This window comes from Pseudomonas sp. LBUM1668 (assembly GCF_059695715.1).
On sequence record NZ_CP166787.1, the window covers coordinates 5,402,691 to 5,424,677 of the forward strand.

The window sequence follows — 21,987 nt, forward strand, 5'->3', positions numbered from 1 at the left end:
TTTTTATGCAGATTTTCAAGGTTGGCGGTGCGGTACGTGATCGCTTGCTGGGCAAACCGGTCACCGATATCGACTGGGTCGTGGTGGGCGCCACCACCGAAGAAATGCTCGCTCAGGGCTATCGTCCGGTCGGCGCGGATTTCCCGGTGTTTCTTCATCCGAAAAGCGGCGAGGAATATGCCCTCGCCCGTACCGAGCGCAAAAGCGGTCGCGGTTATGGCGGCTTCACCTTTCACGCCAGCCCTGAAGTCACGCTTGAAGAAGACCTGATCCGCCGTGATCTGACCATCAACGCCATGGCCGAGGACGACCAGCAAAATCTGACCGATCCTTATCACGGCCAGCGCGATCTCGAAGCTCGTATCCTGCGCCACGTTTCGCCGGCATTCGCCGAAGATCCGCTACGAGTACTACGTGTTGCCCGCTTCGCCGCTCGCTACGCGGATTTGGGTTTTACCGTTGCGCCCGAGACGCTGGAGCTGATGCGTCAGCTCAGTGAGTCCGGCGAACTTGAGGCACTGACAGCCGAACGCAGCTGGAAGGAAATCTCCCGGGCACTGATGGAAGATCAGCCGCAGGTATTCATTCAGGTGCTGCGCGATTGCGGCGCACTGAAAGTGCTGATGCCGGAAGTCGATGCGCTGTTCGGCGTGCCGCAGCCAGAAATACACCACCCGGAAATCGACAGCGGCATCCACACGCTCAGCGTGCTGGAGCAATCGGCGCGGCACAAACAACCGCTCACCGTGCGCTGGGCCTGCCTGCTGCACGACCTCGGCAAAGGCCTCACGCCAGAAGAGGAATGGCCGCGACATATCGCCCACGAACACAAGGGTTTGAAGTTGATCAAAGCGGTCAACCAACGCTTCAAGGCGCCGAAGGACTGTCAGGAATTGGCGCTGCTGGTCGGCCAGTACCACACCCACGGCCACCGAGCCTTGGAGTTGAAGGCATCAACGTTGCTGGAGCTGCTGCAAAGTTTTGATGTCTATCGCCGGCCGCAGCGGTTTGAAGAGTTTATCGCTGCGTGCGAGATGGATGCTCGAGGCCGTAAGGGACTAGAGGACAGGAGTTATCCACAGGCTGATTATTTGCGTGGCGCGGCAAACGTTGCGCGCGGGGTGGCGGTGCAGCCATTGCTGGAGAAAGGATTCAAAGGGCCGGAGCTGGGAGAGGCGCTTAAGCGTGAACGTCTGAAGGCTTTGAAGATTTACAAAGACAATCGCTGAAGCAAGATCATCTTTTGATTTATAGATTTGGCGGTGTGAGCTGCTCGCCCCGCCACTCGAAGCCCACCGGCGCCAATACCTGATCAATCTGCGACTCGGCCCACAGTGCCGCGAAGCTTTTTCCCACACCCGGATGCACCCGATCTGGCGCAATCAGCGACAACGGCCACAACACGAAAGCATTTTTCAGTATCTCGGCGCGCGGCAGGACCAATCCGTCGAAATTGCCCATCAGATCGCCGTACAACAACACGTCGATATCCAGCGGCAACCCCTTACGGTCCGGCGCATACCGACCGTTATCCGCCTCGATGAATTTCAAACGGCGATCGAGCTCCATCAACGGCAGGTCGGTAAACGCCGACACCACAAAATTGAAGAACGGGCCGCTCTTGATTCCCACCGGCTGGCTCTCGAATACCGCCGAACAGCGGATATCCACCAAAAACGTGGCCAGCGCATCCAGACCGGCGCGCAAATGGGTTTCGCGCTCGATATTGCTACCGAGCCCGAGATAGACCTGAGTCAGCGACATCCGCGCTCGATCTCCACGCCCACGCCGCCCTTGGCGGCCGGCACGGCGCCGGGCTTGGTCAGCTTCAGGCGTACCCAGGTGATCTTGAATTCGTCCATCAGCACCGCGACCAGGCGTTCGGCAAAGGTCTCGACCAGTTGGAACTGCGCCTGTTCGGCAAACGCCTGAATACGCGTGGAAACGCTGGCATAGTCGAGCGCCAAGGTCAGGTCGTCACCGTCCGCGGCCGGGCGATTGTCCCAGGCGAAGCTCAGATCAAGACGCAGGCACTGTCGGATGCCGCGCTCCCAGTCGTAGGCACCGATCACGGTGTCGACTTCCAGGCCCTCGATAAACACTCTGTCCACGCACTTTTCTCCGCTGCACGACAAGGGCGCAATGCGCCGTTAGAATCAGGGCGTCCTCGCCCGGAATAGTAAGCATGTTTTGGTTACTGGCGACTCTCGCCTACCTGCTCGGCTCTCTGTCCTTCGCCATTTTGCTCAGCCGCCTGACCGGAAATCCGGATCCGCGAATGAGTGGCTCGGGCAATGCCGGCGCCACCAACATGCTGCGCCTGGCCGGTCGCAAACTCGCGATCCTGACCCTGCTGGGTGATCTGTGCAAAGGCCTGCTGCCGGTGCTGCTCGCTGCGGCTATCGGCCTTTCTCTGCAGGATCAGGCCTGGATTGGCGTGTGCGCCGTGATCGGTCACCTGTTCCCGCTGTATTTCCGTTTTCGCGGCGGCAAGGGCGTCGCCACCGCTGCCGGCATGCTGCTGGCCCTGTATCCGCCTGCTGCGCTGCTGGCGGTGTGTGCCTGGCTGCTGACGTTCTACCTGACCCGCACCAGCTCTCTGGCAGCGCTGATCGCCACACCGCTGACTCTGCCGCTACTGGCCTGGCAAGAACCTGAGGCACTGCTGCCGATGAGCGCATTGACGCTGCTGATCGTCTGGCGCCACCGCGGCAATCTACGCGACCTGTTTGCCGGGCGCGAACGGCATTTCTGAATACCGTCCACGAGCACTGCTCATCAGAGCGCCGACAATTGCTCCATCGGCCAGCGCGCCTGCACGCTGATCGCCAAACTTTCCTGCTGTCCGGCCTGCAATCGCTGGCAACCGGCGAACGCGATCATCGCGCCATTGTCGGTGCAAAATTCAGGACGGGCGTAAAACACATCGCCCTGCATGTCGCCGAGCATTTTCTCCAGCGACACACGCAGCGCCTTGTTGGCACTGACGCCGCCAGCAATCACCAGACGCTTCATGCCTGCCTGCTTCAGGGCGCGCTTGCACTTGATGGTCAAAGTCTCCACCACGGCCTGCTGGAACGCCAGAGCGATGTCGCAACGGGCTTGCTCGTTGTCGTCCCCGGCGCTGATGCGTTGCTGCCATGTGTTGAGCGCCGAGGTCTTCAGACCGCTGAAGCTGAATTCCAGCCCCGGGCGATCACACATCGGACGCGGGAAAGTGAAACGTCCTGCGACGCCCTTCTCCGCCAGCTTGGCGATTTCCGGCCCGCCGGGATAATTGAGGCCCATCATCTTCGCGGTCTTGTCGAAAGCTTCACCAGCCGCGTCGTCAAGGGTCTCGCCGAGCAACGCGTATTGACCGATGCCATCAACCTGAACCAGCTGCGTATGACCGCCGGAGACCAACAAAGCGACGAACGGGAATTGCGGCGGTTTGGGCTCCAGCATCGGCGCCAGCAAATGACCTTCCATGTGATGCACGCCGAGCGCCGGAATGCCCCAGGCAAACGCCAATGCCTGGGCGCAGGAAGCACCCACCAGCAGCGCCCCGACCAGGCCAGGACCCGCGGTGTAGGCGATCGCGTCGATCTCGGTCGGCACGCAGTCAGCCTCGGCCAACACCTGACGAATCAAGGGCAGCATGCGTTTGACGTGGTCACGCGAGGCCAGCTCCGGCACCACACCGCCATAGGCGCGATGCAGGTCAATCTGACTGAACAGTGCATCGGCCAGCAGACCCCGCTCACTGTCATATAATGCGACGCCGGTTTCGTCGCAGGAGGTTTCTAATCCCAGTACTAGCATGGGTTTGCGCCTTGTTTAGGCTGAATTCGAAGGCGCGCATAATAGTCCCCGCGTGATGCCCCGACCAGCGGTTTTCGATCAGAGGCTTTGCATTCCGAGCGATGAGGGGTTAACATCCGCAACCCTTAAAAACCGACGACCTCAGCCGCGAATTTTTTGCGACGAGAACGTTGATCCCGGTAATGAAAGAAGGTAGCTCTGGATGCCAGCCGTCAAAGTTAAAGAGAACGAACCCTTCGACGTAGCTCTGCGTCGTTTCAAGCGCTCCTGCGAAAAAGCCGGTGTACTGGCTGAAGTTCGTAGCCGCGAATTTTACGAGAAGCCAACTTCTGAGCGTAAGCGTAAAGCAGCAGCCGCTGTTAAGCGTCACGCCAAGAAAGTTCAGCGCGAACAGCGCCGCGCCGTTCGTCTGTACTAATACACAGACGTTCGTAGCAAGCTTCTGCCAAGCCCGGCCCTCAGCCGGGCTATTGGCATTTGCGGATATCGCTTGATGCTTCATCGTCGACGCCGCACACGCGACCGAGACAAATCTGCTTCACACGTCAGACCTGGCTCTTTTGCCAGCGGTGCACGTCTTTTCTGACGAGCCTTTCAAGGCTACTGACGAGCACACCCACTGATTCCTCTTACGACGATCAGCCCAAGGCACCTGCATGCGTGCCCGCTTTATTGAGCTATCCGAGGTCTTTACCGGCCGTCAGCGGATTCAGCGCAACACTTTCAAATAGTCGAAGGCTGATTGGTACTAACGTCAGTGGATTTTCGGCAGATACACTTCCCGACAGCGATAACGCAGACGACACCGGTCGAGCCGCACATTTTGCGCGCTTCAAACAACGACCCGCGTCCGGCCGCCCTTCGCATCGGACTTATTACAGCGCAGACAACGAGCACGCCATGGCCGGGCTGATTCCCCAGAGCTTCATTGACGACCTGCTGAACCGCACCGACATCGTCGACGTGGTCAGCTCGCGCGTGCAATTGAAGAAGGCTGGCAAGAACTACACCGCCTGCTGCCCGTTTCACAAAGAAAAAACCCCGTCGTTCAGCGTCAGCCCCGACAAGCAGTTCTATTACTGCTTCGGTTGCGGTGCCGGCGGCAACGCGCTCGGCTTCCTCATGGATCACGACAACCTGGATTTCCCCCAGGCGGTTGAAGACCTGGCGAAAGCCGCCGGCATGGAAATACCCCGTGAAGAAAGCGGCCGCCCGCACAAGCCGCGCCAGCCGACCGATTCGCCGCTGTATCCGCTGCTCACCGCTGCCGCTGATTTTTATCGGCAGGCGCTCAAGAGCCACCCAGCGCGCAAAGCCGCCGTGGATTACCTCAAGGGCCGCGGCCTGACAGGTGAGATTGCCCGAGACTTCGGTCTCGGCTTTGCTCCGCCGGGCTGGGACAATCTGTTCAAACATTTGAGCAGCGACACGCTTCAGCAAAAAGCCATGATCGACGCCGGCCTGCTGATCGAGAACGCCGAAACCGGCAAACGCTATGACCGCTTCCGCGATCGCGTGATGTTCCCGATCCGCGACAGCCGCGGGCGAATCATCGCTTTCGGCGGGCGGGTGCTGGGCGACGACAAGCCCAAGTATCTGAACTCACCGGAAACCCCGGTTTTCCATAAAGGCCAGGAACTCTACGGCCTCTATGAAGCACGCAAGAACAACCGCAACCTTGACGAAATAATCGTCGTCGAAGGTTATATGGACGTCATCGCCCTCGCCCAACAAGGCCTGCGCAATGCTGTCGCAACGCTGGGCACCGCGACCAGCGAAGAACACCTGAAACGCCTGTTCCGCGTCGTGCCCAACGTCTTGTTCTGTTTCGACGGCGACCAGGCTGGCCGTAACGCCGCGTGGCGCGCACTGGAAGCAACGCTTTCTAGCCTGCAGGACGGACGCCGTGCGCGATTCCTGTTTCTACCCGAAGGCGAAGACCCGGATACGCTGATTCGCGCCGAGGGCACTGATGCCTTCAAGGCCCGAATCAATCAGCATGCGCAGCCGCTGGCAGATTATTTCTTCCAGCAACTGACCGAAGAGTCCGACCCGCGCTCGCTCGAAGGCAAGGCCCACATGGCCACCCTCGCGGCACCGTTGATCGACAAAGTGCCAGGTGCAAATCTGCGCATTCTGATGCGTCAGCGCCTGACCGAAATCACCGGCCTGAGCAGCGAAACCGTCAGTCAGCTCGCACAGAACGCACCACAGGAAGCGCCGCCCGCCTACGATCCGGGTTTCGATTACGACGCAATGCCCGACTACAGCGACTACCATCAGCCGCAGGCGCAGGACATGTACGCGCCGCAGCAGGAGTGGACGCCGAAGAAACCCGGCGCGGGCGGCAAGAAATGGGACAAAAAACCCTGGGACAAAAACGGCAAGCGTGGTGGCGATCGCGATCAGCAACGCCCACGGACGCCAATCGGCGTCGAGTCGCCGACCCTGACCGCCCTGCGCACACTGCTTCACCACCCGCAATTGGCCGAGCGCGTCGAAGATGCCGGGCACATTGCGGACGAAAATCAGACCAACGCCCAGCTGCTGGTGGCGTTGCTCGAAGCCGTACAGAAGAATCCCAAGCTAAACTCATTTCAGTTGATCGCGCGATGGCACGGCACTGAACAGGGTCGATTGCTCAAGGCGCTGGCAGAAAAGGAATGGCTGATTGACGGAGATAACCTTGAACAACAGTTTTTCGACACCATTACTAGCTTGTCAGCCCGCCAACGCGAGCGAAATCTGGAACAGTTACTCAGGAAAGCGCGTCAAAGCGAACTGAGTATCGAAGAGAAAAATCAACTGCGCGACCTTTTAAGTCGCAATGTTTCCGCATCAAGCCCGACCTCAACTGGCGCGTGAGGTCATAGCTCAGGTATAATCCTCGGCTTGTTTTTTGCCCGCCAAGACCTTCAGTGGATAGGGTGTTATGTCCGGAAAAGCGCAACAGCAGTCTCGTATTATTGAGTTGATCAAACTGGGTCGTGAGCAGAAGTATCTGACTTACGCCGAGGTCAACGACCACCTGCCCGAGGATATTTCAGATCCTGAGCAGGTGGAAGACATCATCCGCATGATTAACGACATGGGGATCCCCGTACACGAGAGTGCTCCGGATGCGGACGCCCTTATGTTGGCCGACGCCGATACCGACGAGGCGGCTGCGGAAGAAGCAGCCGCCGCGTTGGCAGCGGTGGAGACCGATATCGGTCGCACGACTGACCCTGTGCGCATGTATATGCGTGAAATGGGTACCGTTGAGCTTCTGACTCGTGAAGGCGAAATCGAAATCGCCAAGCGTATCGAAGAGGGCATCCGTGAAGTGATGGGCGCAATCGCGCACTTCCCTGGCACGGTTGACCACATTCTCTCCGAGTACACCCGCGTCACCACCGAAGGTGGTCGCCTGTCTGACGTCCTGAGCGGTTATATCGACCCGGACGACGGCATTGCGCCGCCTGCGGCAGAAGTGCCGCCGCCGGTCGATCCGAAAGCCGTCAAGGCTGACGACGAAACCGACGACGATGAAGCCGACTCTTCCGATGACGAAGAAGAAGCCGAAAGCGGTCCGGATCCGGTCATCGCTGCCCAGCGTTTTGGCGCTGTGTCCGATCAGATGGAAATCACCCGCAAGGCGCTGAAGAAGCACGGTCGCAGCAACAAGGCAGCGATTGCCGAACTGCTGCTACTGGCCGAGCTGTTCATGCCGATCAAACTGGTGCCGAAGCAATTCGAAGCCCTGGTCGAGCGTGTTCGCGGTGCCCTGGATCGTCTGCGTCAGCAAGAGCGCGCGATCATGCAACTGTGTGTACGTGATGCACGTATGCCACGCGCCGATTTCCTGCGTCAGTTCCCGAGCAACGAAGTCGACGAAAGCTGGTCCGACGCCCTGGCCAAAGGCAAGAGCAAGTACGCCGAAGCCATCGGCCGTGTTCAGCCGGACATCATCCGTTGCCAGCAGAAACTGATCGCGCTGGAAACCGAAACCGGTTTGACCATTGCTGAAATCAAGGACATCAACCGTCGCATGTCGATCGGTGAGGCCAAGGCCCGCCGCGCGAAGAAAGAGATGGTTGAAGCGAACTTGCGTCTGGTGATCTCGATCGCCAAGAAATACACCAACCGCGGCCTGCAATTCCTCGATCTGATCCAGGAAGGCAACATCGGTCTGATGAAAGCGGTGGACAAGTTCGAATACCGTCGTGGTTACAAGTTCTCGACTTATGCCACCTGGTGGATCCGTCAGGCGATCACTCGCTCGATCGCCGACCAGGCCCGCACCATCCGTATTCCGGTGCACATGATCGAGACGATCAACAAGCTCAACCGCATTTCCCGGCAGATGTTGCAGGAAATGGGTCGCGAACCGACCCCGGAAGAGCTGGGCGAACGCATGGAAATGCCTGAGGACAAGATCCGCAAGGTATTGAAGATCGCTAAAGAGCCGATCTCCATGGAAACCCCGATCGGTGATGACGAAGACTCCCATCTGGGTGACTTCATCGAAGACTCGACCATGCAGTCGCCAATCGATGTTGCCACTGTTGAGAGCCTGAAAGAAGCGACTCGCGAAGTGCTGTCCGGCCTCACTGCCCGTGAAGCCAAAGTACTGCGCATGCGTTTCGGTATCGACATGAACACCGACCATACGCTCGAAGAAGTGGGCAAACAGTTTGACGTGACCCGTGAGCGGATCCGTCAGATCGAAGCCAAGGCGCTGCGCAAGCTGCGCCACCCGACGAGAAGCGAGCATCTGCGCTCCTTCCTCGACGAGTGATACCAGAACCCCCGGCCCAGGCCGGGGGTTTTGTTTATGTGGCAGATTAAATTCCCCGCACCACCCCTCCCCCGCATACCCCGTCTACACTCGAAATATTCACCCCCGAGCCATAACGAGAGCGTTATGCCCAGACTGGCGTCCGTGCTAACTCTGCTGTCACTGATGATCTGGACCGCAACGGCTGACGCGCTGACTCTGACCGATGAAGAACGTAGCTGGCTGACGGCTCACCCGGACTTGCGCCTGGGTGTCGACGCGTCGTGGCCGCCCTTTGAGTTTCGTGACGATCAGGCCCGCTATCAGGGCCTTGCAGCTGATTACATAGACGTCATACGCCAGCGTCTGGCGATCAAACTCACGCCAGTAGAGCCGGTGAGCTGGACGGTGGTGCTTGAGCAGGTCAAGCAGGGCAAAATCGATCTGCTGCCGGGGATCATGTCGACACCGGAGCGTCAGGAATATCTGTCGTTTACACGTCCTTACCTCGACTTCCCGATTGTCATCCTCGCCCACGTTGGCGGTTCACAACCGCGCAAACTTGACGATCTGTATGGCCTGAAGATCGCCGTGGTGGAAAACTATGCGCCCCATGAACTCCTGCGCACCCACCATCCCGACCTTAATCTGGTCGCCATGCCCAATGTCAGCTCGGCCTTGCAAGCGCTCGCGACCGATGAAGTAGACGCCGTAGTGGGTGATCTCGCGTCCAGTGTCTGGAGCCTGCGTCAGCTGAAACTCGACGGCCTTTATGTCAGTGGCGAAACTCCGTACCGCTATCAGCTGGCGATGGGCGTACCCCGTGACAACAAGATGCTGGTGGGCATTCTGGACAAAGTCCTGGCCGATATGTCCCCGGCTGAAATCAGCGCTATTCAAGAGCACTGGGTTGGAAACGTCCTTGATCATCGGACATTCTGGTCGGATCTACTGATGTACGGCCTGCCTGGCCTGCTGATCCTGATCATCGTGCTGGCGGTGGTGATCCGCATCAACCGCCGTCTGAGCTCGGAGATCGCCCGACGCATCGACCTCGAACAGGAATTGCGCAGCAGCGAGTATCACTATCGCGGCTTGGTAGAGAGCTTGTCGGCCATCGCCTGGGAAGCGCGCATGAGCGACTTCACCTACAGCTATGTGTCACCCCACGCCGAAGACTTGCTCGGTTATCCGCTGTCGCATTGGCTGATTCCGGGGTTCTGGCGCAACATTATCCACCCGGCCGACCTGACCCGCGCCCAGAGCTTCTGCGATCACGAAGTGCTGGCTGGACGCGATCACAGCCTCGATTACCGGGTGATCACCGCCGACGGTCGTTGCCTGTGGGTACGCGACATCGTCAGCCTTATCGAACATGGCCATGAACCGGTGATGCGCGGGCTGATGATCGACATCAGCGAGACCAAACGTACGGAGGAAGCACTGCGCCTGTCCGAGCAGAAATTCGCTTCGGTGTTCCAGCAATGTCCGGACATTCTGGTGATCGCGCGGTTGTCTGACGGTTGCTTGCTGGAAGTAAACGAGGCCTTCGAAGAGCAGATTGGACTGAAAGCCGAAGAAGTCATCGGTCAGACCGCCACCAACCTCAACATCTGGGGCATTCCCGGCGTCGGACCGGGGCTGTTGCAGCGGTTACAGGCCGGCAGCATCCGCAACCTGGAAATGCCCTTTCGTCGTAACAATGGCCAGGTGTTTACCGGGCTCATTTCCGCCGAACCCTTTGATCTCGACACCACGCCCGCACTGGTCGTGGTGGTGCGCGACATCACTCAGCTCAAGGAAACCCAACAGCAACTGCAAACGTCGGAAGAGAAGTTTGCCAAGGCTTTCCATGCCTCGCCGGACGGTTTGCTTTTGTCGCGTCAAAGCGACGGCTTACTGCTGGAAGTCAACGAGGGCTTCAGCCGGATCACCGGGTTCAACAGCGCCATGTCGGTGGATCGCTCGACGCTGGACCTGGGGATCTGGGTCAACCTCAACGAACGTAAACAGATGCTCGATCTACTGCACCGCGATGGCTTCGTCCGTGATTTCAGTTGCCATATTCGCCGCAGCGATGGACAGATTCGCCTCTGCGAAGTGTCTGCCCGACCGCTACCGATCGGCGAAGAAGACTGCATGCTGACCATTGCCCGCGACATCACCGAACGCCACCTGATGCAGGAGAAACTGCAACAGGCTGCGACTGTTTTCGAAAGCACCGCAGAAGGCGTGTTGATCACCGACACCCAGCAGCACATCAGCGCGGTTAACCGGGCCTTCACCGAAATCACCGGTTACAGCGAAAGCGAAGCGCTCGGCCATACACCGCGCCTGCTCGCCTCGGGCTTGCACGACAGCGCGTTTTACGCAGCGATGTGGCACCAGCTGACCGATGAAGGTCACTGGCAGGGCGAGATTTCCAACCGACGCAAGAATGGCGAGTTGTATCCGAGCTGGCTGACGATCAGCGCGGTGCGCAACCGCGACAAGTTCATCACCCACTTTGTTGCGGTGTTTGCCGACATCTCCAGCCTCAAACATGCTCAGGCCAAACTCGATTATCAGGCCCACCATGATCCACTGACCGGCCTGCCGAACCGCACATTGTTCGAAAGCCGTTTGCTCACGGCACTCAACAACCAGCAGGAAAATGACGGTCTGGGTGCAGTGCTGTTCCTCGATCTCGACCGCTTCAAACACATCAATGACAGCCTCGGTCATCCGGTCGGCGACTTGCTGCTCAAGGGCATCGCCGTACGCCTGAAAGAACAATTGCGCGACATTGATACCGTCGCCCGCCTCGGCGGCGACGAGTTCATTATTCTGCTGCCCGGCTTGCAACAGGCCAGCGACGCCGACCATATCGCGCTAAAACTGCTCAATTGCTTCGGCGCACCGTTCCAGGCCGGCGAACACGAGTTTTTCATCAGCGCCAGCATCGGCACCAGCCTGTACCCCCGCGACGGTTGCGACGTAGCCACACTGGTGAAAAACGCCGATGCGGCGATGTACCGCTCCAAGGCCAAGGGCCGCAACCGCGTCGAGAGCTACACCCGCGATCTTACGGCGCAGGCCATCGAGCGCGTGGCACTGGAACACGAACTGCGCAGAGCTATCGAGCGTAAGGAGTTGCATCTCTACTACCAACCGAAAATCAGCCTCGACGACCACAGCCTCGTCGGCGCCGAAGCGCTGATCCGCTGGCGGCATCCAACCTTTGGCGAGGTTCCGCCGGAGCACTTCATTCCATTGGCCGAAGAGAACGGGATGATCCTGCAGATTGGCGACTGGGTGCTGGAGACCGCGTGCCGGCAAATGTCCGAGTGGAACCAGATCTACGACAGCCTTGGGCCGCTGTCGGTCAACCTCGCCGGGGCGCAACTGCGTCAGCCGAATCTGCTCGGGCGCATCGAGCAATTGCTCAAGGACAACCATCTCAGGCCGGATTTACTGCAACTGGAAATTACTGAAAATTTCATCATGAGTCAGGCTGAAGAAGCACTGGCAGTGCTGCATCAACTCAAACACCTGGGCGTACAACTGGCGATCGACGACTTCGGCACCGGCTATTCTTCCCTTAGCTACCTCAAGCGTCTGCCGCTGGACATCCTCAAAATCGACCAGTCATTCGTCCGCGGACTGCCCGACGACCCGCACGATGCGGCGATTGTCCGCGCCATCATCGCCTTGGGCCGAAGCATGCAATTCACCGTCATCGCCGAAGGCGTGGAAACCCAGGCGCAACAACAATTCCTCGCCGCCGAAGGCTGCGAACAGATTCAGGGCTACATCGTCAGCCTGCCGCTGCCACCGGAAGAATTCGCCGCAACATTTCTGCGTATTACCGTATCGGATTTTTCGGATAGCACAGCGGAGAAACCGTCGCTATAATCCGCGGCCTACTGAGGGCCTATAGCTCAGTTGGTTAGAGCAGAGGACTCATAATCCTTTGGTCCACGGTTCAAGTCCGTGTGGGCCCACCAAATTGAAAGCCGCGCAAATGCGCGGCTTTTTCTTGGGTGATGGTTTGGTCTTTTCGAGTGCAATGTTCGGAAGACTTCCCGAGGGCTGTAGGCAAGTTCCGAAGCTGTGTTTTCTGGCGACTTGGCGCCTGTTGGGCATTTCTTCGACGAGATACTCTCCGGACATCGCTGCTGATCAGCGGTCGGGATTGGAAACCCGTCGAATTAAAACGCAACAGCCCTATTTTATGGCTGCTGTGCGTGGGACGTTTTCGGACGTGCCGGTTCCTTGGTTCCCGGTTTTCCAACCTGCGCACAGCCGCCACCTATTCGCTTGGAAACGTGTAGAACGGTTCCTCGGACCAAGGAGTATCACCATGCCTGACACAAAACTGCCCCACCCTTCAGACCTAAAACCATCGGCCTCACCCCCTTCATCTACTGCTCCAACCAACCCCTCTTCCATGTAAGCGCTGGCGTCCCGATTGGCGACGCCTTATCCCAGGCCTCCGACCTGCTGTTTCTGGTCAAAGCCTTCGCTGAAGACGCCGCCTACGACAAAAAAAACGACCGTCATGCCTGGGGCGCTCATTTCCTCGCGGCGATGAGCAAAGCGGTGATTGATGATGTGGTAAAGGTCATCAACCATCAAAGCTTTACGGCACGGAATCGAACGCAGGTTTAGAGCCACTTTCCTCGATACTCGCCCCGCTCAATAGGGGCGCCGATGCCACTACAACCTGATATTCAATGATATGTAGCCTGGAAATGATTACGAGGCATGGTGCATCGAGAAGCAGACCAGTATTGTCTGCGAAGCAGATTTATGAGGGAGCCATGAATGGCCGTCAGTAACTACATAGAAGCGGTGGAAATCATTCGTCGACTGGAAGGAGGAATTACACGCCCATTCCTGTGTCGTGCAAACAATGACAAGCACTATGTGGTCAAAGGCTTGGAACTACCGCCCGCCGAACGCATTGCCGAACTGCTCTGCGCCCGTTTGGCTGCTCAGTTCGGCCTACCAATCCCCGAGCACGGCTGTATCTATGTCGATCCAGCCTTGTTGCGTTATAACCCGGAAGCTCGCAGTGATCTCGGACCAGGGGACAGCTATGCCCTTGCCTACGTCGCCGATGCTGCTGACCTGCTGTATTCACAAGCACTACAGGTTCCGAGCGGCCTTCAAAAAGCCGTCTTCGTTTTTGATTACTGGGTCGGTAACAGTGATCGCCAGTTGGGGCCATTTGGTGGCCGTCCAAATCTGCTGATGTGCAGTACCAACAATCAGCTACAGCTGATCGATCACAACCAAGCATTCCAATGGCCACTGGATGCTCCAAGGTTTGCTGAAAGCCATGTGTTCGGCCCCGAAAATCGGGAATGGCGTTTGGATCTGGTCGACAAAGTTGAATACTCTCAGCGGATGCATGACACTGCGGGACGATTTCGTGGCCTATGCTCAGACATTCCCGAAGAGTGGTGTGAGTCCATCGGAGCACTCGGACTGGAAACGCTGCTTGAGGAAATTGAACGCAGCCTGATGCTTTGCCAATCGGACGAATTCTGGAGCGTCCTGAAATGAAATACACCTGTCTTTACAGCATCGTGCGCTTCGCGCCCTTTGCGGAAACCGAAGAGTTTGCCAATGTGGGCATCGTTCTCTCGGCACCTGCTATTGGCCGCATGGAGTACAAACTCGCTCGTAAAAATCTGAAACGGGTCAATCATTTCTTTGAGTGCAGCAACCTATTTGCAAAGGCTATGGAGATAGCCCAAAACGAACTGGACAGCATTCGCCTCATGACAGCAGGCGCTCAAGAATCGCAGATCGTTAACCACTTTCGATTCATGACGGAGCCGAAGGAGTCGATGATTCGCTTCAGCCCCATGCGATCAATACTCGTGGAAAACCTCGATGCGACCTTAGCTACGCTGTTCAACCGCTACATAGATCGCCAAGGCATAGGCCGCGAGCGGCGCGAAGAGATCATGGTTCGAGAGATTCGAGAATTGTTTTCGCACGCGTCTATTCGTAGTTTTCGCGATGACACCCTGACTGGCGATCTGACCAAACTTCATCTTCCCTTGGTACATCGCAACAAGGTCGTGGCGGCTATTAAACCCTTGGCTTTTGACCAGTCAGAGCCCAGCGCAATACTCGATCACTGCGATCAGTGGCTGATGAAATTCGTGAGAGCGGAGCAGGAAGGCATAATTCAGTTGCAAAACGTGCTTATCCCCGTGAGCACTCCTGCGGAGAGTGAATCCCCACGCCACCGCAAAGCGGTACAAGTTGCCAAGGAAAGCATTGAGGCACGTGGTCTACAGCTGGTTGATTTCCAGGCAACACAGAAAATTGCCGACTTCGCACAGCGCTACGCTTAATAGTTGCTATTTGCTCAATAAAGCCGCGCATTTGCGCGGCTTTTCCGTTTTTATGCGATGTCTATATCTAACCCGTTGAGCCTGTAACATGCGCAGGCCAACCAACCCGCGCCCCATGGAGCCCCTCTTGCCAGACATCCGCCCGCCCGTGCTCGATGAAATCGACCGCCAGTTGATCGCGGCCCTGCAAATCAACGCCCGCGAAAGCGTGGCCATGCTCGCCAGGCAGTTGGGCATTGCACGCACCACCGTAACCTCACGATTGGCGCGCCTGGAAAAAGCCAAGGTGATCACCGGTTACGGGGTACGCCTGGGACAGCGTGTGGTCGATGGCGGGTTGCAAGCCTATGTCGGGATCAAGGTTCAGCCGCGCTCTGGCAAAGAGGTGTTGCGCCGCTTGAGTGCAATGGCGCAGGTGCAGCAGCTGTGTGCGGTGAGTGGCGAATTTGATTATGTGGCGTGGTTGCGCACGGATTCGCCGGAGCAGCTGGATCAGTTGCTGGATCAGATTGGCAGTGTGGATGGGGTTGAGAAGACCACGACATCGATTATTTTGAGTAGCAAGATTGATCGGGGGCAGCCGGTTTAGGCTTCGGTCATGACTTTCTGATTGCCTGATCCGGCCTCATCGCCAGCAGGCTGGTTCCCACAGGGAACAGAGTGAAGCTATAGCTCGTCATTTTGATCGGTAAATAGGCAAAACGACGACACTTTGCGTCTTATTAACGTGTTCTACGCTCCCTAGAATGGCTGGCATCTTTTCCTATACTCAGATGCGCATTGCGCGTCGGGTCGCCAGCAAGGTCAGCCATGAACAAGAACAATCGCCATCCTGCAGACGGTAAAAAGCCAATCACCATTTTCGGCCCGGATTTTCCTTTCGCCTTTGACGACTGGATCGAACACCCGGCTGGCCTCGGCTGCATCCCGGAGCAAAACCTTGGCGCAGAAGTGGCGATTGTCGGCGCCGGCATTGCAGGTCTGGTGGCCGCTTACGAGTTGATGAAGCTGGGCCTGAAACCGGTGGTTTACGAGGCGTCGAAGCTGGGCGGACGCCTGCGTTCGCAGGCGTTCAACGGCACTGACGGTATCGTCGCCGAGCTCGGCGGCATGCGTTTCCCGGTATCTTCCACCGCGTTCTACCACTACGTCGACAAGCTCGGCCTGGAAACCAAACCGTTCCCGAACCCGCTGACGCCGGCCTCCGGCAGCACCGTGATCGACCTGGAAGGCAAAACCCATTACGCACAAAGCCTGAAGGATCTTCCTGCGCTGTTCCAGGAAGTAGCTGACGCCTGGGCGGACGCGCTGGAAGCCGGTTCGCAGTTCGCCGATATCCAGCAAGCCATCCGCGACCGTGATGTGCCGCGCCTCAAAGAACTGTGGAACACCCTGGTGCCGCTGTGGGACGACCGCACGTTCTACGACTTCGTTGCCACCTCCGAGGCCTTCGCCAAACTGTCGTTCCATCATCGCGAAGTGTTCGGCCAGGTCGGTTTCGGCACGGGTGGCTGGGACTCGGACTTCCCTAACTCGATGCTGGAAATCTTCCGCGTGGTGATGACCAATTGCGACGATCACCAGCACCTGGTGGTCGGCGGCGTGGAACAAGTGCCGCAAGGCATCTGGCGCCATGTGCCGGAACGTTGCGTTCACTGGCCAGAAGGCACCAGCCTGAAATCCCTGCACCGTGGCGCCCCGCGCTCCGGCGTGAAAAAAATCGCCCATGCAGCCGATGGTCGTTTCGCTGTCACCGACAACAACGGCGACACCCGCGAATACGCCGCCGTTCTGACCACTTGCCAGAGCTGGCTGCTGACCACCCAGATCGAATGCGACGAAACGCTGTTCTCGCAAAAGATGTGGATGGCGCTCGACCGCACTCGCTACATGCAGTCGTCGAAGACTTTCGTGATGGTCGACCGGCCGTTCTGGAAGGACAAAGACCCTGAAACCGGTCGCGACCTGATGAGCATGACCCTCACCGATCGCCTGACCCGTGGCACCTATCTGTTCGACAACGGTGACGACAAGCCAGGCGTGATTTGCCTGTCGTACTCGTGGATGAGCGACGCGTTGAAAATGCTCCCGCACCCGGTGGAAAAACGTGTAGAGCTAGCGCTGAATGCGTTGAAGAAGATCTACCCGAAAGTCGACATCGCCGCGCGCATTATTGGCGATCCGATCACCGTGTCGTGGGAGGCCGATCCGCACTTTCTTGGCGCGTTCAAGGGCGCCCTGCCCGGCCACTATCGCTACAACCAGCGCATGTACGCGCACTTTATGCAGGACGACATGCCGGCCGAGCAACGCGGGATTTTCATCGCCGGTGACGATGTGTCGTGGACGCCGGCGTGGGTTGAAGGCGCGGTGCAGACTTCGCTCAACGCGGTGTGGGGGATCATTAAACATTTCGGTGGAGCTACACATAAAGAGAACCCAGGCCCGGGTGATGTGTTCAAAGACATCGGCCCTATCGCCCTGCCCGAGTAAGAGGAATTCCTGATGCGTGTAGCCCTTTACCAATGTCCCCCGTTGCCATTGGACCCCGCCGCCAACCTGCAGCGCCTGCATCAGCTGGCGATGGAGGCCAAAGGCGCCGACCTGTTGGTGCTGCCGGAAATGTTCATGACCGGCTACAACATTGGCGCCGAAGCGGTCAGCACATTGGCCGAGGTCTACAACGGTGAATGGGCGCAACAGATCGGCCGGATCGCCAAAGCCGCTGGCCTGGCGATCGTCTACGGTTACCCCGAGCGCACTGCCGACGGTCAGATCTACAACGCCGTGCAGTTGATCGATTCCCACGGCGAGCGCCTGTGCAATTACCGCAAGAGCCATCTGTTCGGGGATCTTGACCGGTCGATGTTCAGCGCCGGTGGAGACGAGGTTCCCGTGGTGGAGCTCAACGGCTGGAAACTCGGTTTCCTGATCTGCTACGACCTCGAATTCCCGGAAAACGCGCGACGACTAGCCCTCGCCGGCGCCGAGCTGATTCTGGTACCGACGGCGAACATGATCCCGTTCGATTTCGTTGCCGATGTCACCGTCCGCTCCCGCGCCTTCGAAAACCAATGCTACGTGGCCTACGCCAACTACTGCGGTCATGAGGGCGACATCCACTATTGCGGACAAAGCAGCATCGCCGCGCCGGACGGCAGCCGTATTGCTCAGGCCGGACTGGACGAAGCGCTGATCGTCGGCGAGCTGGATCGGCAGTTAATGGTCGACTCCCGCGCGGCCAATCACTATCTCAGTGATCGTCGGCCTGAACTTTACGGCGCGCTCAACAAGCGCTAATCCGCTAGCATTGGCACTTCACTGTTCTGGAAGTGCCCATGCCTGCGCCGACTCACCCTCGCCCCCACACTGAAACCCTGGCCAACGGCTTGCGCGTGACCCTGCGTCATGTGCCTGGCCTGAAGCGCAGCGCCGCTGCGTTGCGGGTGGCCGCTGGCAGTCATGACGTACCGCTGGCGTGGCCGGGGCTGGCGCATTTTCTTGAGCATTTGCTGTTTCTCGGTACTGAGCATTTTCCCTCGAGCGAAGGGCTGATGGCCTACGTGCAGCGTCACGGTGGGCAGGTAAATGCCAGCACTCGCGAGCGCACTACCGATTTTTTCTTTGAGTTGCCGACATCGTCATTCGCTGCGGGGCTTGAGCGTCTGTCAGACATGCTCGCTCAGCCGCGTATGAATCCGGACGAGCAGTTGCGGGAACGGGAAGTGCTGCAGGCGGAATTTGTCGCCTGGTCACAAGATCCGATGGCGCAGCAGCAGTTTGCGCTGTACGAAGGTTTACCGGCTGATCATCCATTGCGCGGCTTTCATGCTGGCAATCGCGACACTCTCCAGGTCGAACAGCCGGAGTTTCAAAAGGCCCTGACGGACTTTCATCAGCGCTTTTATCGAACCGGGCAAATGACCTTGAGTCTGGTTGGGCCGCAAAGCCTCGAACAGCTATGCGAGTTGGCGGAAACGTTCGCGGCGGCTTTGCCGGCTGGGGATAACGTTGCACAAGCCGCGCCCCCGCCGTTAAGGGTGAAAAGTTATCAACAGGTCGGCGAACGCCAGTGCAATCTGCTGTTTGCATTCGATGCCTTACCTGACTCATCCGCTGCAGCGTTGGCGTTTCTTTGCCACTCGTTGAACAGCGCCAAGCCAGGTGGATTGCTTATGTATTTGCAGCAGCAGGGCTTGGCTGACAGTTTGAAAGCGGCGCCGCTGTATCAGTTTACTGACCAAGCCTTGCTGCACCTAGCGTTCAACGCATCCTCCGAATCGCTGAACCGTATTGGCGAACAGGTGCGGGACTGGCTGAGCTTCTTCGCGCATCAGGACTGGACGCCGCTACGTGAAGAATACGCAGCCATGCTTGCGCGCCAACAGCAAGTCAGCGGCGCATTGCAACTGGCGCGGCTCGACAGCGAACAATTGGGAAGCGGCCTGAGCGCAACCGGCGTTGCTGCCCTCAAACATATCCTCGGCGAAATCGGCACTGTGGATAACTTCAGCGCCCACTGGCGTTTGCCGACTGCCAATCCGTTTTTGCGCGCCAACGAACCGCTGGCCAACGCCGGACTGATCCGCGGACAAACCAGCGCTCACCGAGGTTTGCGCACGTTCGCGCAGGATCGTTCGCGCGGCCGTCGCGAGCGCTCGCCGATGCATTTCAGCCAGGCATTGCCGGACAACGGAGATGAAGGCGCGATTTATCTGCGCTGGCAGATGGAAGCGGCAGCCACCGCGGGCCTGCAAGCGCAACTGCAACGCAGCCTTCGGGAAACAGAGGACGACGCACGTCAGGCCGGGGTTGAATTGTCGTTCAGCACAACCGGCAATCAATGGCTGCTGAAATTGACCGGCCTGCAAGAACCAATGCCGATCGTCCTCGAGCATGCGCTGAAATATCTGACGCAAGTTGACGCCGATTCCGCGCGAGGTGAGCCGGAAACACCGCTGATAGCGATCCGCCAATTGCTCAAGGCCTTGCCTGAACACTGTCTCCCCTCTGTAGAAACTTCTGGCAATGCCCAGCACCTGTGGACAACTTCCCGCTGGGACGGCCTGGCGTTGGGCCTCGGTGCGCAAACCCAATCAGCCATGGGCCTGGCCCTGAGCCGCATTCCCGGGACACCTGACACTCAAATACCGGCTCAGCCGGCGATCGATGGCCAACACCTGTGGCGCCATATCGACACCGCGTCCAGCGAACACGCGTTGTTGCTGTTCTGTCCAACTGCCAGTCGCAATGTCGCTGATGAAGCCGCTTGGCGCCTGCTCGCGCAGTTGTGTCAGACGCCGTTCTACCAACGCCTGCGGGTCGAGTTGCAGTTGGGTTACGCGGTGTTCAGCACTCTGCGGCAGATGCATGGCCAGACCGGGTTGCTGTTCGGCGTGCAATCGCCGACGTCCGCGCCGGTAGAATTGCTCCGCCATATTCAGCAGTTTATTGAAGAGCTTCCTTCGCTCATCGATGCGACGGACCTCGTCCAGCAACGGCAGAACCTCGCTGATCAATACCGCGACGAAAATCTATCGACCAAAGATGTGGCCGAACTGCTGTGGCAGGCCAGACTTGCCGGCCACTCGTCGGATTATCTGCCGCAACTGGTCAGCGCGATCGATTCGCTGGAACGCCCGGCATTACTCGCAGCCGCGCAACGACTGAACCACGCCGAGGGTGGCTGGCTCTGCCTCGCCAGCGATTCGCCGCTCGGCGCTCCATGGCAAGCGGCAAAGTGATCATTACCGAGGCTGCAACGAGCTTTCTCGAATATTCACGGGCAATCACGTTGAAATTTTGAGTAACATAGCCGCCTAACTATTTGGAACATCCCTGCGCTGCCGTGGACTATACCTATGGACAGCGCTATCCCATCCACCACCTGAGGAGTAACCCTATGTCCTGGACAAAACCTGCTTACACCGACCTGCGTATCGGCTTCGAAGTCACCATGTACTTCGCCAGCCGCTGAGTTCTGCCTCGTCAGAATTGCAGTGCAACGCCTCGGTTCGCCGGGGCGTTTTATTTTCAGCGTTGAAATGATGGAGCGTTCATGTTCGTCCAGATTCTGGGTTCGGCCGCCGGTGGCGGATTTCCGCAGTGGAATTGCAATTGCGTCAACTGCGCAGGTTTTCGCGACGGCAGCCTGAATGCCAAGGCCCGCACCCAATCGTCCATCGCCATTTCCGATGACGGCGTGAACTGGGTGCTGTGCAACGCCTCGCCGGACATCCGCGCGCAGCTGCAAAACTTTGCCCCGATGCAACCGGGCCGTGCCCTGCGTGACACCGGCATTAGCGCGATCATCCTGATGGACAGCCAGATCGACCACACTACTGGTCTGCTCAGCCTGCGCGAAGGCTGCCCGCATCAGGTCTGGTGCACGGACATGGTTCACGAAGACCTGAGCACAGGATTTCCGCTGTTCAAGATGCTCACCCACTGGAACGGTGGGTTGAACTGGAACCGCATCGAGCTCGACCAGAGCTTCACCGTTGCCGCGTGCCCGAACCTGCGCTTCACCCCACTGCCATTGCGCAGCGCCGCGCCGCCCTACTCGCCGCACCGCTTCGACCCGCACCCAGGCGACAACATCGGCTTGATCGTCGAAGACGTGAACACTGGCGGCAAACTTTTTTACGCGCCGGGCCTAGGCAAGGTCGACGCGCCGCTGCTGGAGATCATGGCCGGCAGCGATTGCCTGCTGGTGGATGGCACGATGTGGGATGACGATGAAATGCAGCGCCGAGGCGTTGGCACCCGCACCGGTCGCGAGATGGGCCACTTGGCGCAGAACGGCCCCGGCGGCATGCTCGAAGTGCTGGAGCAATTGCCCGAACAGCGCAAAGTGCTTATCCACATCAACAACACCAACCCGATTCTCGATGAAGATTCGCCGGAGCGCGCGGAACTGGCGCGGCGTGATGTTGAAGTGGCGTTCGATGGCATGAGTATTGTGCTGTAGCTGATGGCCCCATCGCTGGCAAGCCAGCTCCCACAAGGTTCTGTGGCGTACGCAAAATCTGTGGGAGCTGGCTTGCCAGCGATGGCGTCCTGACAGACACC

Annotated in this window: 18 protein-coding genes and 1 tRNA gene; 16 read left to right on the plus strand and 3 right to left on the minus strand. The window is 58.5% G+C overall.

Annotated features, from left to right (window positions below; translation table 11 throughout):
• Positions 1-5: 5 nt before the first annotated feature.
• On the plus strand, positions 6-1,229 hold the full coding sequence (locus ACA061_RS24395; RefSeq protein ID WP_210700479.1) for a multifunctional CCA addition/repair protein: 1,224 nt from the start codon (positions 6-8) through the stop codon (positions 1,227-1,229).
• 19 nt (positions 1,230-1,248) lie between these two features.
• Here ACA061_RS24395 and folK read toward each other — a convergent pair whose 3' ends face one another.
• Positions 1,249-1,764, minus strand: coding sequence for a 2-amino-4-hydroxy-6-hydroxymethyldihydropteridine diphosphokinase (gene folK, locus ACA061_RS24400; RefSeq protein ID WP_497300171.1), 516 nt, complete (start codon positions 1,762-1,764; stop codon positions 1,249-1,251).
• Positions 1,755-2,111 (minus strand): dihydroneopterin aldolase, encoded by a 357-nt coding sequence (folB, locus tag ACA061_RS24405; RefSeq protein WP_210553541.1) that lies wholly within the window; start codon positions 2,109-2,111, stop codon positions 1,755-1,757. Before folB ends, folK begins: the two co-directional genes overlap by 10 nt.
• Positions 2,112-2,185: 74 nt before the next feature.
• On the opposite strand from folB, the gene plsY reads away from it, so the two are divergent.
• Positions 2,186-2,755: a glycerol-3-phosphate 1-O-acyltransferase PlsY gene (gene plsY, locus ACA061_RS24410; protein WP_042561394.1), complete on the plus strand. Its 570-nt coding sequence runs from the start codon at positions 2,186-2,188 to the stop codon at positions 2,753-2,755.
• A gap of 23 nt (positions 2,756-2,778) precedes the next feature.
• Here the strand turns inward: plsY and tsaD are convergent, their stop codons facing one another.
• The gene (gene tsaD, locus ACA061_RS24415) at positions 2,779-3,804 is read right to left on the minus strand and encodes a tRNA (adenosine(37)-N6)-threonylcarbamoyltransferase complex transferase subunit TsaD (RefSeq protein ID WP_210553540.1); all 1,026 of its coding nucleotides are present in this window, start codon (positions 3,802-3,804) and stop codon (positions 2,779-2,781) included.
• A gap of 202 nt (positions 3,805-4,006) precedes the next feature.
• Here tsaD and rpsU point away from each other — a divergent pair, with 202 nt between their 5' ends.
• The 14 genes from rpsU to pqqB all read left to right on the plus strand — a co-directional run bounded on the left by rpsU (position 4,007) and on the right by pqqB (position 21,886).
• Positions 4,007-4,222, plus strand: a complete 216-nt coding sequence (gene rpsU, locus ACA061_RS24420) for a 30S ribosomal protein S21 (protein WP_002551877.1) — start codon at positions 4,007-4,009, stop codon at positions 4,220-4,222.
• Between the two features lie 482 nt (positions 4,223-4,704).
• Positions 4,705-6,669 carry a DNA primase gene (gene dnaG / locus ACA061_RS24425; RefSeq protein ID WP_150601843.1) on the plus strand — a complete coding sequence of 655 codons (1,965 nt, stop codon included), beginning with the start codon at positions 4,705-4,707 and terminating at the stop codon, positions 6,667-6,669.
• 67 nt (positions 6,670-6,736) lie between these two features.
• Positions 6,737-8,584, plus strand: coding sequence for an RNA polymerase sigma factor RpoD (gene rpoD / locus ACA061_RS24430; protein WP_150601844.1), 1,848 nt, complete (start codon positions 6,737-6,739; stop codon positions 8,582-8,584).
• A 126-nt stretch (positions 8,585-8,710) separates the two neighbouring features.
• Positions 8,711-12,457: a bifunctional diguanylate cyclase/phosphodiesterase gene (locus tag ACA061_RS24435; protein ID WP_150617742.1), complete on the plus strand. Its 3,747-nt coding sequence runs from the start codon at positions 8,711-8,713 to the stop codon at positions 12,455-12,457.
• 15 nt (positions 12,458-12,472) lie between these two features.
• A tRNA-Ile gene (locus ACA061_RS24440) sits at positions 12,473-12,549 on the plus strand.
• A gap of 397 nt (positions 12,550-12,946) precedes the next feature.
• Positions 12,947-13,213, plus strand: a complete 267-nt coding sequence (locus ACA061_RS24445) for a DUF3077 domain-containing protein (protein ID WP_210553577.1) — start codon at positions 12,947-12,949, stop codon at positions 13,211-13,213.
• Positions 13,214-13,369: 156 nt separating this feature from the next.
• Complete coding sequence (locus ACA061_RS24450; RefSeq protein ID WP_210553539.1) at positions 13,370-14,113, plus strand: HipA family kinase; 744 nt, start codon at positions 13,370-13,372, stop codon at positions 14,111-14,113.
• Entirely contained in the window at positions 14,110-14,916 is an 807-nt protein-coding gene (locus ACA061_RS24455; protein ID WP_210553538.1) for a DUF3037 domain-containing protein, read from the plus strand. Before ACA061_RS24450 ends, ACA061_RS24455 begins: the two co-directional genes overlap by 4 nt.
• Positions 14,917-15,043: 127 nt before the next feature.
• Positions 15,044-15,505 carry an Lrp/AsnC family transcriptional regulator gene (locus ACA061_RS24460; RefSeq protein ID WP_007910086.1) on the plus strand — a complete coding sequence of 154 codons (462 nt, stop codon included), beginning with the start codon at positions 15,044-15,046 and terminating at the stop codon, positions 15,503-15,505.
• A gap of 221 nt (positions 15,506-15,726) precedes the next feature.
• Positions 15,727-17,409 carry a flavin monoamine oxidase family protein gene (locus ACA061_RS24465; RefSeq protein ID WP_150617744.1) on the plus strand — a complete coding sequence of 561 codons (1,683 nt, stop codon included), beginning with the start codon at positions 15,727-15,729 and terminating at the stop codon, positions 17,407-17,409.
• 12 nt (positions 17,410-17,421) lie between these two features.
• Positions 17,422-18,216, plus strand: coding sequence for a carbon-nitrogen hydrolase family protein (locus ACA061_RS24470; RefSeq protein WP_497300172.1), 795 nt, complete (start codon positions 17,422-17,424; stop codon positions 18,214-18,216).
• 38 nt (positions 18,217-18,254) lie between these two features.
• The gene (gene pqqF / locus ACA061_RS24475; protein WP_497300173.1) at positions 18,255-20,660 is read left to right on the plus strand and encodes a pyrroloquinoline quinone biosynthesis protein PqqF; all 2,406 of its coding nucleotides are present in this window, start codon (positions 18,255-18,257) and stop codon (positions 20,658-20,660) included.
• A 158-nt stretch (positions 20,661-20,818) separates the two neighbouring features.
• Positions 20,819-20,893 carry a pyrroloquinoline quinone precursor peptide PqqA gene (gene pqqA, locus ACA061_RS24480; RefSeq protein WP_003422658.1) on the plus strand — a complete coding sequence of 25 codons (75 nt, stop codon included), beginning with the start codon at positions 20,819-20,821 and terminating at the stop codon, positions 20,891-20,893.
• Positions 20,894-20,974: 81 nt separating this feature from the next.
• Positions 20,975-21,886 carry a pyrroloquinoline quinone biosynthesis protein PqqB gene (gene pqqB / locus ACA061_RS24485; RefSeq protein WP_497300175.1) on the plus strand — a complete coding sequence of 304 codons (912 nt, stop codon included), beginning with the start codon at positions 20,975-20,977 and terminating at the stop codon, positions 21,884-21,886.
• Positions 21,887-21,987: the final 101 nt, after the last annotated feature.

Coding starts and splice junctions, on each gene's coding strand:
- dnaG (WP_150601843.1), top strand. CDS start 4,705: ATGGCCGGGCTGATTCCCCAGAGCTTCATTGACGACCTGCTGAACCGC.
- ACA061_RS24435 (WP_150617742.1), top strand. CDS start 8,711: ATGCCCAGACTGGCGTCCGTGCTAACTCTGCTGTCACTGATGATCTGG.
- folK (WP_497300171.1), bottom strand. CDS start 1,764: ATGTCGCTGACTCAGGTCTATCTCGGGCTCGGTAGCAATATCGAGCGC.
- pqqB (WP_497300175.1), top strand. CDS start 20,975: ATGTTCGTCCAGATTCTGGGTTCGGCCGCCGGTGGCGGATTTCCGCAG.
- pqqF (WP_497300173.1), top strand. CDS start 18,255: ATGCCTGCGCCGACTCACCCTCGCCCCCACACTGAAACCCTGGCCAAC.
- ACA061_RS24470 (WP_497300172.1), top strand. CDS start 17,422: ATGCGTGTAGCCCTTTACCAATGTCCCCCGTTGCCATTGGACCCCGCC.
- ACA061_RS24465 (WP_150617744.1), top strand. CDS start 15,727: ATGAACAAGAACAATCGCCATCCTGCAGACGGTAAAAAGCCAATCACC.
- rpsU (WP_002551877.1), top strand. CDS start 4,007: ATGCCAGCCGTCAAAGTTAAAGAGAACGAACCCTTCGACGTAGCTCTG.
- rpoD (WP_150601844.1), top strand. CDS start 6,737: ATGTCCGGAAAAGCGCAACAGCAGTCTCGTATTATTGAGTTGATCAAA.
- ACA061_RS24395 (WP_210700479.1), top strand. CDS start 6: ATGCAGATTTTCAAGGTTGGCGGTGCGGTACGTGATCGCTTGCTGGGC.
- ACA061_RS24455 (WP_210553538.1), top strand. CDS start 14,110: ATGAAATACACCTGTCTTTACAGCATCGTGCGCTTCGCGCCCTTTGCG.
- ACA061_RS24450 (WP_210553539.1), top strand. CDS start 13,370: ATGGCCGTCAGTAACTACATAGAAGCGGTGGAAATCATTCGTCGACTG.
- tsaD (WP_210553540.1), bottom strand. CDS start 3,804: ATGCTAGTACTGGGATTAGAAACCTCCTGCGACGAAACCGGCGTCGCA.
- plsY (WP_042561394.1), top strand. CDS start 2,186: ATGTTTTGGTTACTGGCGACTCTCGCCTACCTGCTCGGCTCTCTGTCC.